Raw genomic sequence first — 14,174 nt, 5'->3', positions numbered from 1 at the left:
CGCGATTGGAGGATCCGCCAAGAGTATAGGACCAAACACCGACAACGCAAAAGGATTATGCTTGTCCGGCTGGACTTTTCAACCACCGGGTGATTTTGGTAGATGGATCGCAGCGGCGCCTGCGAGGACGCTTCCGCTGCAAAGTCGGTGTCAGCGGGCCGCCAGTCAAGGAAATGGCGCCGATCAGTCGACCGGCGCCACCAAATCTAACGCAAGATTGCTGGCTTAGGCCGCTGCCGAAGCAAAACCGGCAGTCGGAACTTCCGAGATCGTCTTCAGAACCTGCGAAGCGATCTGGTAGGGGCAACCCTGAGAGTTCGGACGACGATCTTCCAGATAACCGCGATAGCCATTCTTGACGAAGGAATGCGGGACGCGGATCGAGGCACCACGGTCAGCAACACCGTAGGAGAACTTGTTCCACGGAGCCGTCTCATGCTTGCCGGTCAGGCGCTTGTCGTTATCAGGGCCATAGACGTTGATGTGGTCCATCAGGTTCGCTTCGAATTGCGCCATCAGCGCTTCGAAATAAGCCTTGCCGCCGACTTCGCGCATGAACTTGGTCGAGAAGTTGCAGTGCATGCCCGAGCCGTTCCAGTCTGTGTCGCCGAGCGGCTTGCAGTGATACTCGATGTCGATGCCGTACTTTTCCGTCAGGCGCTGCAGCAGATAGCGTGCCATCCAGATCTGGTCGGCAGCCTTCTTTGAGCCCTTGCCGAATACCTGGAACTCCCACTGACCCTTCGCCACTTCGGCGTTGATGCCTTCGTGGTTGATGCCAGCTGCGAGGCACAGATCAAGGTGCTCCTCGACGATTTCGCGAGCGATCGAACCCACGTTCGAGTAGCCAACGCCGGTGTAGTACGGACCCTGCGGAGCCGGATAGCCGGTTTCCGGGAAGCCGAGCGGACGACCGTTCTCGTAGAAGAAATATTCCTGTTCGAAACCGAACCATGCGTCTTCGTCGTCGAGGATGGTGGCGCGGCTGTTGGACGGATGCGGGGTGACGCCATCGGGCATCATGACTTCGCACATGACGAGAACGCCGTTGGTGCGCGCCGGGTCCGGATAGATCGCGACCGGCTTCAGCACGCAGTCAGAGCTGCGGCCTTCGGCCTGCATCGTGGACGAACCATCGAAGCCCCAGAGCGGGAGTTGCTCGAGCGTCGGGAAAGCGTCGAATTCCTTGATCTGCGTCTTGCCGCGGAGATTTGGTACCGGGGTGTACCCATCGAGCCAGATGTACTCGAGCTTATACTTGGTCATTTGCGAGTCTCTCAAACATAAATCGTGAGCAAAACCTCACGCGAACCGACCGTTGAAGCGACCAGGCCGCGAAGGGCTGCCAAATGATATGCACGTCGCGTGCCAGTTTGGTTTGAACGGCATCGCGAACTGTTCAAAGCTCGCCGGTCGATCGGCGGGCTACAGGCTAGTTGGCCGTGATCGTGGGCGTGGAACTGATAGCGGACTCAATCATTTAGTCGCCAGGGAAATGGTTGGCGCATCGGTCGAGAAGCTCCGATGGCGGGGCGCCTTCAAGTGCAACATTTTTTTCGCACCCAGCATACAATGATTACTTTTTATGCGTTTGCCTATATTTTGCACTTTAAGAGATTCTGATACAAAGCGCAGCAAATTTGGATGCTCATTATTCCAACAAATATTGCACTTTTTTCCATCATATCGCGCAAATCCTGTGCACATGTGCTATCGTCGCGTCGACGTCTTCGGAGGCAGGTGAACAAGGAGGCACAAAATGGCCGTTGGTGTGCATCACGAGACTGCAACGATCTACGCATTTCCACAGAAGCGCTTTGGCGCAGGCGAAACACGTCAAGCGGTTGATATTGAACAGGGGATGGCTCCATCCGTTTACGAAAGTTGCTGGTATCACGAAGAGGCAATGAAGAAAGCCGAGACGCCTGCAAAGCCGAAATTCACGCCCCGCATCGTGGATTGATATTCGCCCAAACGATACCAGCCATGTTACAACGGCGCTTAAGGCGGCGTGCCTAACTGTCCGCAGGCGCGCATTCTGCAGAACATAGCCCCATCTAAATGCACAGGATGTGCTGGAGCGTCCCATACCCATCGCAGCGCTCTTGCACACGGCGCTCGCGCGGGCGATGAGAGAGTTTGCAGATCGAGCCTGGGCAACATTTCATGGTCAAGAAGCAAATCGCGATCCTCGGCGGCGGGCCGGCAGGCCTGATGGCCGCTGAAAGCCTGTCGTCGGCCGGGCACACCGTCACAGTCTATGAAGCGATGCCGACCGTTGCGCGGAAGTTTCTCCTTGCCGGCAAGTCCGGGCTAAATATCACCCACTCCGAGGACTACGATCGCTTTGCGTCACGCTTCGGCACGTCGAATGCCCGCCTACGCCAAGCACTGGACGGCTTCAAGCCGTCGGATGTGAGAGCCTGGGCCGCAGGGCTCGGCACCGAAACATTCGTCGGATCTTCGGGTCGGGTATTTCCAACGGCCATGAAAGCCTCGCCGCTCCTGCGCGCCTGGCTGCGAAGGCTCGAGGCGCAAGGTGTTCAGATCCTCACCCGGCACCGCTGGACAGGTTTTTCGGATGGAGGCTATGTGATCGAGGCAAGCGGGGCTGCATATGTGGTCAAACCAGATGCAGCCCTGCTCGCACTTGGCGGAAAGAGCTGGCCACGGCTTGGTTCCGATGGATGCTGGCTGCCCTGGCTGAGAGAGAAGACCATCGCCATCGATGAGTTTCAGCCTGCCAACTGCGGCTTCGATGTCGATTGGAGCGAGCACCTGCGGCAGCGTTTTTCCGGTGAGCCGGTCAAATCGGTCACGGCAACCTCGAGGGTCGGCACCATTCCGGGAGAATTCGTGATAACCCGGCATGGCATCGAGGGCAGCCTCGTCTACGCCCACGCGGCCGTGCTGAGAGAGAGCTTGGCGGCTGGCGAAACCACAACGCTTGACGTCGATTTGCTGCCGGCACGCACACAGGATCGCATCGCCAACGCGCTTGGAAAGCAAGATCCGAAAGCAAGCCTGTCAAACCGGCTCCGCAAGGCAGTTGGCCTTGATGGCGTGAAGGTGGCGCTTCTGCGAGAGCTCGCAAGTGCCACAGACCTCAATGATCCCGATCGACTGGCGCGTCTGATCAAGGCCCTGCCGATCCCCGTTCAAAGAACGCGCCCGATCGCCGAGGCGATTTCCTCGGCAGGTGGCGTCGAGTGGGGGGAGATTGACCGGAACTATATGCTGAAGGCACTCCCAGGCCTTTTCGTCGCCGGTGAGATGATCGATTGGGAAGCCCCGACAGGCGGCTATCTTCTAACGGCATGCTTCGCCACCGGCCGGGCCGCCGCGCGAGGGATCGACACCTGGCTCCGCGAACGCTAAACGCCCCCAATCCGTGTTCCAGCCCCTATGGCGGAGGCCTTGCCAGTCACCCGTGACGTACGGGATCACAGGTGGTGGCTAGACACTATGACTTGCGTTGGAACGTATGTTCCTTGGTGGGGAACTGCCCGGTGCGGACCTCCTCGGCGTAAGCTTCGACGGCTTGAGTCACCAGAGGGCTCAAATCAGCGTAGCGTTTCACGAAGCGCGGTTTGAAATCGTTGAAAAGCCCCAACATATCGTCTGACACGAGTACCTGCCCGTCACAGGCAGGGGATGCGCCGATGCCGATCGTCGGCACGGGAATGGAAGCCGTGATGTCACGAGCAACGGGCTCGACGGTTCCCTCGACCACGACCGCGAAGGCACCGGCTTCTGCGACTGCCAGTGCATCGCGCCTGATCTTTGCGGCCTCCTCATCGGAATGGCCGAGCGACCGGAAGCCACCGGCCGTGTTGACGAGCTGAGGCATCAGCCCCACGTGACCGAAGACCGGTACGCCTCTTGCTGTCAGGAACGCAATCGTCTGCGCCATTTCTTCGCCGCCTTCCAGCTTGATGCCGTCGCATCCGGTCTCTTGCATCAGCCGGACGGCGCTTCGAAAGGCCTGTTCCTTTGATTCCTGGTAACTACCGAAGGGCAGATCGACGATGACGCAGGCACGCGATACGCCGCGCATAACCGCGCGGCCATGGGCAGCCATCATGTCGAGCGTCACGCCAACTGTTGTTTCCATGCCGTAAAGGACCATCCCAAGCGAATCGCCCACCAGGAGAAGGTCGCAGTGTGGATCGAGCAGGCGGGCGATCGGCGTCGTATAGGCCGTCAGGCAGACGACACGGTCCTTGCCCTTCATCGCCCGAATCGAGGCTGTCGTCAGCCGCTTCTGCTTGCTATGGGTGCTCACTACGCTGCCCTCGAATTCTTGACCGATTTGAGCCCGATGATCTTGTTGTCGAGAAGCCGCGTCGTGCCGACTCGCACGAAAAGCGCGACAAGGGCAGGCGCGGATTGCAGCGAGGACAATCGTTCCAGGGTTTCCGGGTGCCGCACCGCGACCACTTCAGGCGTGGCGAGCGGCTCCATCGCAATGAATTGCCTCAACGCAGCCTCCAGCTCCTCGGGACTATCGCAGCCCTTCGCATAGAGCCGCTCGGCTTGCGCCAGCGCATTCGGCACGACAATGGCCGCCGCCCGCTCACGCTCGCTGAGATAGACGTTGCGCGACGAGCAAGCCAGGCCGTCGGTCTCCCGTACGGTCGGCACGGCAACGACACGAACCGGCTGGGCGAGATCCTTGACCATCCGCTTGATGAGCGCCACCTGCTGGTAATCCTTCTCGCCGAAATAGGCACGATCCGGCTGCACGAGGTTGAAGAGCTTCGTCACAACGGTCGCGACACCCGCGAAATGTCCGGGGCGGACCTCCCCTTCCAGTTGGTTTCCGAGTGCCGGCACATCGACGACCGTCAGCATCGGCTCCGGATACATTTCGCTGACATCAGGTGCAAACAGGATATCGACGCCGGCGGCCTCGAGCATCGCGCTGTCGCGCGTCAGGTCACGCGGATATTTGGCGAGATCCTCATTGGCCCCGAACTGCAGCGGATTGACGAAGATGGATACAATGCTCGCCTCGTTTTCGGCGCGCGCGCGCCTGACCAACTCCATGTGTCCGACGTGCAGGAAACCCATCGTCGGCACAAAGCCGACCGTCTTGCCGTCGCGCCGATAGGCACCAAGCTGATCGCGCAATTCTGCGATCTTGCGGATAGTGCGCATGAAACCTCCTCCGAATTCTCCGGGACCTCCAGGAGGGGCCGGACAAATGGTGGCGGATAGAACTCGATTTGACGAAATGCGTCAACGCGGGCCGCGGGATTATATCGATTAAGCAGCAGACTGGGCATGGGTTATTTTCAGCGGGAGCGCGATGACGCGCCTGGCATGCTCAAAGGGCCAGGGTGTTGAACGGGTGAATGGGGCGGTGGATCTCCATCAACCGCAATCGCGCGTCCGACAACCGTGTCATGCCTGCATTGAATCAGGGGATTTTGTTTATTCTTTTTGTCCAAACTCCGCCCCAGTGATGGTAGAAGAAGGCCGCGATGGACGAATGCCCTTCATGGGTGTCACGGCAATGTCCGAACAGCGACGGAGGGATGGTGACCAATCCTTATGAGATTCTTGGGGTCCGGCGAGACGCGACCGACGAACAGGTGAAGGCTGCTTATCGGCGTCGTGCAAAGGCGACGCATCCGGACTCTGGTGGCGACCCGGAGGCTTTCAGCCGCGTCCAGAAGGCCTACGAGCTTCTATTGGATCCAGTTCGCAGAAAGGTCTTCGACGACACCGGCTACGATGTCGAACTGGCCGATCCCATCGATCTGCAGGCACTTATCGTCATCGAAAAGCTCGTCAATCAACTGACCTTGGACGAGCGCGAGCCAGGCACGTTCGATCCCCTCGCCCGCATGCGGTCCGACCTTTCTGAGGAAATGCGCAAGGCGCGTTTCAGCAAAAGAGAACTCGAGCGCCACGCCTCACGCATCGAGCATCACCTGGAACGGCTGGAGAAGCGACCGGCGACCGACATCCTCGGTTCCATGTTGCGCGCACGGATCAAGGCGATTTCGACTGCAATCGGCGAGACCGAGGCGAAGATCAAGGCCAATGAGCGCGCCTGTGAAATGCTCTACGACTATACCTATGAAGTAGACGTTCAGGAAGGCGAAGAGGGCCTTGCCGTGGAGGACCAGTCGGCGCCGGCCCTGCGAGGCAAGCGCGACGATCGCCCGCTTTGGGTCGTCCCGACTGCCCAGGAAGGTTGATGCGCCGCGAGGTTACGCGGCGCGCTTCTCCGTGCCCTGGATCGCGGCAAGCTTCCACTCGTCCGCCCCCTTGCGGACGAAGGTCCAGACTTCCGTTGTTTCCGTAGGCCGACTGTTGTCCCCACTGACGAGCTTGCCATTTGCCCGCTCGACAAGCGCATCAATAGACGAATAGCGCATCGCGAGCGTCGCGTAGTCCGCGCCATCCTCCCGCCAGGCTTCGGCGATATCGCCCTGCAGCAGCTTGACGTTGGAGACTTCGTTGCGCACGCCGTTCGTCGCATTCTCCCCCAGCTCCTCGGCCAGGTAGGACATGGCCTCCGGTGTCGTCAGACGACGCAATGTGCCGTAGTCTTCGGCACCATAAGCGGTCTGCACCTCCGTCAGCAGTTGCTCGAAGCGATCAAGATCGCGTGGACTCAACCCGAGCTCGTCATTTGGTTTCGCGCTTGCCTGTGGTTGTTGATAGCCTAGCCCCGATCCAATCGACGGGATCTGAAACGACCCGTTGCCGGCTGGAGTCATATTGCTAGCCGTTGCGCGACCGGGACCGCCGTAGGCCGGTTGGCGGCGATTGGCGAAGAAGCGCATGGCAAAGGAAATCGCAATGGCAATCAGAGCGATTTGCAGCAACATGCCGAGGAAGCCGAAGCCGCCACCAAAACCGTGGCCGAGCAACATGCCAAGAAGACCGCCAGCGATGAGGCCGCCGATCATCGACCGTCCGAAGCCGTTGAAGAAGCCGGGCCTCTGCGCGCCGAGCGGTTGCTGGCCGGCATACGGCGCGTTGGTCTGCGGGCGAGGCGTCATCGAACGCTCAATCGGTGCGGCAGGCGAAGGCGCTGTGCGGGTAACGGGCGGCGCCTGGAAGGTCCGTGTACCACGGCTGCCGAATCCGAAGCCGCCAGCCCGGCGCGCATCAGCCTCGCCGATCGAGGCAAACACGGTAGCGCCTGTCAGAGCGGCAATCGCCGCAATCTTGGCAAAACGCGAAACGGCACTCGGCATCCAATTTCTCCTGTCATGACAAATGATGCATGTCGGGAGCTTATATAGGGATTGCCTCGCGGGTTTGAAGTCTAGGGGACGATCTTCATTGGCAGACATCGACCCAGGTTGCCTTGGTGAGTTCGGCCAAGCGTTCGGTCGATATGCGTACAGCTGAATTGGTGGAGCCGGCTGCCGGTACCACCTCGTCAAATTGCCTCAGCGAGACGTCGCAATAAATCGGCACAATCGTTTGTAAACCGAAGGGGCAGACACCCCCCACGGGATGGCCGGTAACCTCCACGACCTCGTCGGGCCCAAGCATCCGGCCCTTGCCCCCGAAGGTATCCTTGAACTTTCTGTTGTCGAGCCGCGCAAGCCCGCCGGCAACGACAAGCATCGTTTTCTCACCGACACGCAGGCAGATCGTCTTGGCTATCTGGGCGGGATCGACCCCATGCGCCTCCGCAGCCAGCGCCACCGTCGAGGAACTTTCGGCGGTTTCGATGATCTCGACGTCAGGAGCATGTGCGCGGAAGAACGCGCGAACCGTTTCTAGACTCATGGGCAAACGCTAGCGTAGGACCTGGATGAAATGAACCCCAAATTGCCAGTGTCTATGCATCCGCTGATCCGGTCTCGATCAACTTCACGCTGTTTTCCTGACAGAGGCGGCGGATCGACGGCGCAATGCACCGATCGGTGATGAACGTATGCACCTGGGGAAGTTGCGCAATGCGGACGGGCGCAGTCCGCTCGAATTTTGTTGAATCAGCCACGAGGATGACATGCCGCGCATTTGCGATGATTGCCTGCGCGACTTTCACTTCGCGAAAGTCATAGTCAAGCAGTGCGCCATCCTCGTCGATCGCAGACGCGCCGATAACCGCATAGTCTACCTTGAACTGCCTGATGAAATCGACGGCCGCCTCCCCCACAATACCGCCATCGGAGCCACGCACCACGCCGCCAGCGATGACGACCTCGATCGTCGGGAACAGTCGCAGTCTGTTGGCAACGTTGATGTTGTTGGTGATGACCATCAGTTCGTGATGGTTCGTCAACGCATCCCCGACCGCCTCGGTTGTCGTGCCGATATTGATGAAAAGCGAGGCGTTATTGGGAATGAGACCGGCTGCTGCAACGCCGATTGCCTGTTTCTCCGTGGCCGCGATCTGGCGTCTCGCCTCGTATTTCACGTTCTCGGTTCCACTCGGGAAGGTCGCTCCACCATGGACGCGGGTCAGGATCTGTGCATCGCAGAGGTCGTTCAGATCCTTGCGGATCGTCTGCGGCGTGACGGAGAAATGCGCAGCCAGATCCTCGACAAAAACGCGGCCGTTCGATTTGGCCATTCCGACTATTTCCGTTTGGCGATCGCTCAGGAACATGAGCCCTGTCTCTTTCACTTGCGTTTCGTTTTGCAGCCTGAGAAGGCTTAGCAGAGGCACAAGCGCACGCAAGGGGCGATCTGGCAGCAACAGGATGTCGGTGCAGGGAGTTTCGATTTCGATCGCGACTTTTCGCGGCTGCCGCCTCTTCGACAGCCAGCCAACCAACGCATTGGGGTTAAGGCAAAGCTCGGGAGCGGGACAGCAATCGTCGAAAACTGATGCACTGGTTGAACATTTGGCTTGCAAAGACCGGCCATGTTGAAGATAGGAGGCCTCTGCGCTGGATTTTGCGTGATCGCTACAGCAGGGACTTGATTTGTCGCGTTGGCCTCGCTCTCGCGACATGATCACTGTCTCAATTGTGGATGCACACGTCAAAGGTGTTGTAGATAAGGATGGACGGAAATACTATCCATTAAAGCCGCTCAAAGGCGGCCAATTGCCTGTGGCCTCCGCGACCTCTTCGAGGCAGGAGCGACGCAGAGCCAGGGAAGTGCCACATATGACGCGGATCAGATGCTGAAATTGAACACCGCCACAGGAATGAAGCGTTTGCAACCCTTGATCGGTGCCTACGTGATCAATCTGGACAGTTCTTCAAAGCGATGGGCGGAAGTTTCGTCGCAGGCAACCTTGGCTGGCATGCAGATCGACCGAGTTCCCGGCGTTGATGGAAATGCGATCCCGGCGACACAAAGATCCGGGTTCAACGAGAAGGCGTTCCTGCGCAGCAACGGGCGGCAGATGCTGCCTGGCGAGTATGGCTGCTATCGTGCCCACATCAGGGCGTTGGAAGTCTTTCTGTCCAGCGACTACGAAAACGCCATCATCATGGAAGATGACGTCGAATTGCGTCACGATTTCACCCTCAGGGCAGCTGCAATCTTGCGAGCAGTGCCTTCCGCAGAGGTGGTAAAGTTGCTTAATCACAGATCAAAGTGGTGCCGGACAGTGGCCGTTTCAGAGTATGGAGATGAAGTTGGGCGCTGTCTGCACGGTCCGCAGGGATCGGCTGCTTGCTACCTGGTCACACGCAAAGGAGCCGGAAAGCTGCTTGAATGCGCCGACAACATCGAGTTCCCCTACGACATGACGCTCGAGCGCGGGTGGAAGACTGGCGTCAGCATTTACACAGTTCGGCAAAATATCGTCGAGTTGTCCGCGCGCTCTGCTATGAGCCAGATAGCAGACCGGGCTCAATACCGTGCCGTAAAATTGCGAGGCGCCCGTAAGCTCGCGACGCATTTTCTTCGCGTAATCGAGTATGCACGCCGAATCCGGTATGCACTGTCATGATGGCGCCCGCTTTTCGCAGCGAGGTGAAATCGTCCGCCCTCAACATCACCACATGCATGTTATGGCTGGCCATGATGTCAGTCACGTTGATAGAAACCGATGTCTATCGATATGCTGCCATCCTGCTCATGGGCTTGACCTTTGCGCTTCGCAAGGCCCCTTTCCGCCCGGCATTGAGTGACTGGCTGGCGATTGTCTGCATTGCCTGGGGCGTCTTTGCTTTGTTGAGATTCCTCTTCGGCTTGATTTCAGCCGGTGAGAAAGGCGCGTCCGAATGGCTCTACGCTTTCGCAATCTTTTTTCCCGCGATGGGCGTGGCACTGCAGACGAGTTGGCATCTCATCAAGCCAATTTTGTTGGCCTTCTTCTGCAGTGCGCTCGTCCTTCTGGCTGCGTCGACGCCGTTTTCAGCAATCGTGGCGGGCGAGTACATATCTCCCGCTTTCCATCATAATTCCATTCACGGCGCCGTCGGGTGCGGCTTCATCTTCATCGGAGCCTTCTACTGGGCGCTGCATCAGTGGGAGACCGGCAGCTCTGCGCGGACAAAGGCAATTGTGCTGGCGATCGCCCTGGCGGTTATCGGCTTGGCGATTTTCAATATTTATGGCGCCAAGTCCAAAGGAGTGTGGCTGGCGCTGGTGCCTGCCGTTGGTCTGATGACCATCACGACCCTCGTTTACCTCAGGACAAAGACCGTCCTGGTCGCCGCGATCGCTGGACTCCTGCTTCTGTCGTGGGGCGTCTACGAGGTCCGTGACAACGTCGCGCATTACGGGGGCGCGACGCTCAACTCCGTTGTGGTGATCGCGGAACGATTGGATAGCGGCGCTCCCGTCGAGCGCGTTATGAAGGAGGCAATCGAATCATCACAGACCCCGATGTCGTTGGATGAACGGTTGCAGCTTTGGACCAACGCGCTGAGTGTCATATCCGTCTCACCGATTTTCGGCAGCGGCAATGGGTGGCTTACGATCTGGCGGACCACATCTTATGCCAGCGTGCCATACACGCTGTTGCATAACGGCTATCTGGAGATTCTGGTTCGATATGGGATCGCCGGCCTCGCGATATTGGCGCTGATCGTTGTCTCAGGCATCTATCGTGTCTATCGTGCTTCATCGGCAGGCGTGATCAGCAAGAGCGCTTTTGCTTGCTACCTGACGCTCGCGGTTTACTTTGGCTTCACGATCCTGAGCAATTCCAACAATCGCCTCGCGATCGGCGAGTCCTATGCGTTGCTGTTTGCTGCCACATGTTTTGCCTGTTCGATGAGGCTGCGTTCGCGCTTGGGTCAGCGAAGTGACGTTGTTCCTGATATCAGCGGCCCGTCCGACGCAATCCCCGCGCGCATGCAAGGGTAGGATCAGATGCGGGCGCTTTCCGACAGGTACGTTCAGAGCATTCTCGACCTGCCGAGGCCCGCCAAGCGGGTATTGGCGCTGCTGGTCGATTCCTGCCTCTGCATTCTGACCATCTGGCTCGCCTTTTGCTTTCGCCTGAATGAATGGGTGGCGCTGACGGGAATTCAGCTCCTGACCATTCCCGTTTCACTCATAATTGCCCTGCCGATCTTCATCACGATGGGTCTATACCGGGCAATCTTCCGCTTCCTTGGCTGGTCGGCCTTCGTTACCGTTCTGAAGGCCGTGACCATTTATGGCCTTGCCTTCATGGCCGTCTTTACGGCGATCAGCTTTCCCGGAGTGCCTCGCACCGTGGGGATCATGCAACCCTTGTTGCTGCTCCTCGCGATCGGCCTTTCTCGCTTTACGGCGCGGTACTTCCTGCATGAAGCCTACAAGCGGATCCTCCGTCATAGCACGCAGACAAACATGCTCGTCTACGGTGCCGGCTTCCGTGGTCGGCAGGTTGCCGGCGCCTTGAGCAGCAGTGCCGACTTGAAGGTTGTCGGCTATCTCGACGACGACAGGAACCTCCATGGCAGCCTCATTGGCGGCGTGGCGGTCTACGATCCGGAAAAGATCGTCGAGTTGAGCGCACGGCTGAACGTGCGCACGATTCTTCTGGCACTGCCCAAGATCGACCGGTCGCGTCGCAACGAAATCCTGGAGAAGCTCAGGGGCGCGCGCGTTGCCGTTCGCACGATCCCCGATCTGAACGCCCTGGCCGGCGGCCAGGCAGAATTCACCGACCTGCAGGAACTGGATATCGAGGACCTTTTGGGCCGCACGCCGGTAGCGCCCGACCAGGCGCTGCTGGAACGGAACATCCGTGGCCGGGTGGTGCTCGTCACGGGCGCGGCCGGCTCGATCGGCAGCGAGCTTTGCCGCGGACTGGCTCGATTGAAGCCCGCTCTCTTATTGATTCTCGACCAGAATGAATACGGGCTCTACGCCCTGGAGAACGAACTTCTCGGCAGCAACCCGGAAAGCGGGCTTCAGATCGTTCCCCTGCTTGCTAGCGTTTGCGACGAACATCGTATCCAGAAGATCATGGAGACCTGGCGGCCGAACATGGTCTATCACGCTGCCGCCTACAAGCATGTGCCGCTGGTCGAGAAAAATCCGGTCGAAGGCGTCAAAACGAACGTTTTTGGCACGGTGACGGTTGCACGGGCAGCGATCGACGCCGGCGCCGAAAGGTTCATACTGATCAGCACGGACAAGGCTGTCAGGCCGACCAATATCATGGGCGCCACCAAGCGGCTCGCGGAAATGGCGCTTCAAGGGTTGGCGGCCGAAGGCGCCTCGACCGTTCTCACCATGGTGCGATTCGGCAATGTCCTTGGATCCTCCGGTTCTGTCGTTCCGCTGTTTCGCCAGCAAATTCGCCAAGGCGGGCCGATCACCTTGACGCATCCCGAGATCACGCGCTTCTTCATGACGGTGCCCGAGGCGACCGAACTCGTGATCCAGGCCGGCTCCATGGCCAAGGGAGGCGATGTCTTCGTCCTCGACATGGGCGAGCCGGTCAAGATCATCGATCTCGCTCGGCGCATGGTCGAACTTTCCGGCCTGGTCGTCCAAGACGAACGAAATCCGTCCGGCGACATCAGCATCGTTACGACCGGCCTGCGGCCTGGAGAGAAGCTTTACGAAGAGCTGTTGATTGGTGACAATCCCGAGCTGACGGAACATGCCAAGATCATGCGCGCACGGGAGCGGTTCATTGCATTGGAGATGCTGATGCCGAAACTCCAGCAATTGAGTTCCGCCGCAGACGAAGGAGATGTCGAGGCACTGCGAAGCATTCTGAGCGAGCTTGTGCAGGACTTTCACCCGTTCGACGGAGTGGTCGATCTGGTGTCTGTTCGGCAGGGTGCCTCCAGTTGATCGGGGTATCGCTTGCCGTTCTGCAATCTGTTCGGAGCTGAGAATGCTACTCGTTACCGGCGCGACAGGTTTTGTCGGTCAGGATCTTCAGCAGGCACTCCGTGTCCGCAATCTCGCCTACAGGACGGCCAGCCGCTCTCCCCGAACAGGGTCTGTTGCCGTCGGGAACATCGATGCTGCGACGGACTGGAAAGCCGCCCTGAGCGGCGTCGATGTCGTCATCCATCTGGCGGCGGCAAACCAAAATGTCATCGATGGGTCGGACTCGGGGCCAGGTGCCTTCCGTAGAGTGAACGCCGAAGGAACCATCAACCTTGCTAAACAGGCTGTCGCCGCAGGGGTCAAACGGTTCGTGTTCATCAGCACGATCAAGGTGAACGGGGAACGATCGTTCGCCGGGCGTGCATTCACGTCGAATGATCCAGCTGCTCCGACGACAGAATATGCCGTCTCAAAGCTCGAAGCGGAACAAGCCCTGACGGCGCTTTCGAAGACAACCGGGATGGAGATCGTCATTATCCGCCCGCCGCTGGTCTATGGACGTGGCGCTGAAGGAAGCTTCCGAGCGCTCAAACGGCTCGTTCGGAGCGGCATTCCTTTGCCCCTGGCTTCGATCGACAATCGAAGATCCATGATATACGTCGAAAATCTCACCGATCTGATCGTGACGGCCGCATCTCATCCCGCTGCCGCTGGCCAAATATTCCTGGCGGGCGACGGCGAAGCGATCTCGACGCCAGAATTGTTGAGGCGGCTGGCGACCGCGATGGGGTGTTCGGCGCGATTGCTTCCGTGCCCTCCCGGCGTTCTCAACTTCCTCGGCCGGGCAACCGGCAAGGCAGAGCTGGTGAACCGTCTCACCGACTGGTTGGAAGTGGACATTTCGCATACGCGCGCGTTATTGGACTGGACGCCGCCTTTTGATATGCGAACCGCACTGAAGCGCTCGTGCTGAAACGTTTGGCGTGAATTTTTGAGACAGGAACACGAAT

At 58.9% G+C, this 14,174-nt stretch carries 13 protein-coding genes; 7 read left to right on the top strand and 6 right to left on the bottom strand.

The window, feature by feature from the left end; genetic code table 11:
• Positions 1-225 precede the first annotated feature (225 nt).
• Entirely contained in the window at positions 226-1,266 is a 1,041-nt protein-coding gene (locus tag IB248_RS13130; protein ID WP_018858119.1) for a glutamine synthetase beta-grasp domain-containing protein, read from the bottom strand.
• Positions 1,267-1,759: 493 nt separating this feature from the next.
• Here IB248_RS13130 and IB248_RS13125 point away from each other — a divergent pair, with 493 nt between their 5' ends.
• The gene (locus IB248_RS13125) at positions 1,760-1,963 is read left to right on the top strand and encodes a DUF2735 domain-containing protein (RefSeq protein WP_192241026.1); all 204 of its coding nucleotides are present in this window, start codon (positions 1,760-1,762) and stop codon (positions 1,961-1,963) included.
• 203 nt (positions 1,964-2,166) lie between these two features.
• Complete coding sequence (locus IB248_RS13120; RefSeq protein ID WP_192241025.1) at positions 2,167-3,378, top strand: TIGR03862 family flavoprotein; 1,212 nt, start codon at positions 2,167-2,169, stop codon at positions 3,376-3,378.
• A gap of 85 nt (positions 3,379-3,463) precedes the next feature.
• On the opposite strand, the gene panB is transcribed toward IB248_RS13120, so the two are convergent.
• Positions 3,464-4,285 carry a 3-methyl-2-oxobutanoate hydroxymethyltransferase gene (gene panB / locus IB248_RS13115; RefSeq protein ID WP_169680590.1) on the bottom strand — a complete coding sequence of 274 codons (822 nt, stop codon included), beginning with the start codon at positions 4,283-4,285 and terminating at the stop codon, positions 3,464-3,466.
• Positions 4,285-5,160 (bottom strand): pantoate--beta-alanine ligase, encoded by an 876-nt coding sequence (panC, locus tag IB248_RS13110; RefSeq protein WP_192241024.1) that lies wholly within the window; start codon positions 5,158-5,160, stop codon positions 4,285-4,287. The genes panB and panC overlap by 1 nt, the downstream gene beginning before the upstream one ends.
• A 383-nt stretch (positions 5,161-5,543) precedes the next feature.
• On the opposite strand from panC, the gene IB248_RS13105 reads away from it, so the two are divergent.
• Complete coding sequence (locus IB248_RS13105; RefSeq protein ID WP_169680594.1) at positions 5,544-6,209, top strand: J domain-containing protein; 666 nt, start codon at positions 5,544-5,546, stop codon at positions 6,207-6,209.
• 12 nt (positions 6,210-6,221) lie between these two features.
• Here the strand turns inward: IB248_RS13105 and IB248_RS13100 are convergent, their stop codons facing one another.
• The 3 genes from IB248_RS13100 to IB248_RS13090 all read right to left on the bottom strand — a co-directional run bounded on the left by IB248_RS13100 (position 6,222) and on the right by IB248_RS13090 (position 8,587).
• Entirely contained in the window at positions 6,222-7,217 is a 996-nt protein-coding gene (locus IB248_RS13100) for a Tim44 domain-containing protein (protein ID WP_192241023.1), read from the bottom strand.
• Positions 7,218-7,302: 85 nt separating this feature from the next.
• The gene (locus tag IB248_RS13095) at positions 7,303-7,761 is read right to left on the bottom strand and encodes a YbaK/EbsC family protein (protein ID WP_192241022.1); all 459 of its coding nucleotides are present in this window, start codon (positions 7,759-7,761) and stop codon (positions 7,303-7,305) included.
• A gap of 52 nt (positions 7,762-7,813) precedes the next feature.
• Positions 7,814-8,587 carry a DeoR/GlpR family DNA-binding transcription regulator gene (locus IB248_RS13090; protein WP_025660595.1) on the bottom strand — a complete coding sequence of 258 codons (774 nt, stop codon included), beginning with the start codon at positions 8,585-8,587 and terminating at the stop codon, positions 7,814-7,816.
• A gap of 519 nt (positions 8,588-9,106) precedes the next feature.
• On the opposite strand from IB248_RS13090, the gene IB248_RS13085 reads away from it, so the two are divergent.
• The 4 genes from IB248_RS13085 to IB248_RS13070 all read left to right on the top strand — a co-directional run bounded on the left by IB248_RS13085 (position 9,107) and on the right by IB248_RS13070 (position 14,137).
• Positions 9,107-9,886 carry a glycosyltransferase family 25 protein gene (locus tag IB248_RS13085; protein WP_192241021.1) on the top strand — a complete coding sequence of 260 codons (780 nt, stop codon included), beginning with the start codon at positions 9,107-9,109 and terminating at the stop codon, positions 9,884-9,886.
• Positions 9,887-9,960: 74 nt separating this feature from the next.
• On the top strand, positions 9,961-11,250 hold the full coding sequence (locus tag IB248_RS13080) for an O-antigen ligase family protein (RefSeq protein WP_246779241.1): 1,290 nt from the start codon (positions 9,961-9,963) through the stop codon (positions 11,248-11,250).
• 6 nt (positions 11,251-11,256) lie between these two features.
• Entirely contained in the window at positions 11,257-13,182 is a 1,926-nt protein-coding gene (locus IB248_RS13075; protein WP_192241020.1) for a nucleoside-diphosphate sugar epimerase/dehydratase, read from the top strand.
• A 43-nt stretch (positions 13,183-13,225) separates the two neighbouring features.
• On the top strand, positions 13,226-14,137 hold the full coding sequence (locus IB248_RS13070) for an NAD-dependent epimerase/dehydratase family protein (protein ID WP_192241019.1): 912 nt from the start codon (positions 13,226-13,228) through the stop codon (positions 14,135-14,137).
• Positions 14,138-14,174 lie beyond the last annotated feature (37 nt).

The sequence above is a fragment of the Rhizobium sp. RHZ01 genome (assembly GCF_014851595.1).
Classification (GTDB): Bacteria; Pseudomonadota; Alphaproteobacteria; order Rhizobiales; family Rhizobiaceae; genus Rhizobium; species Rhizobium altiplani.
The sequence above is the reverse complement of the archived record's forward strand: the minus strand, read 5'-3'. Positions and strand labels throughout refer to the sequence as shown.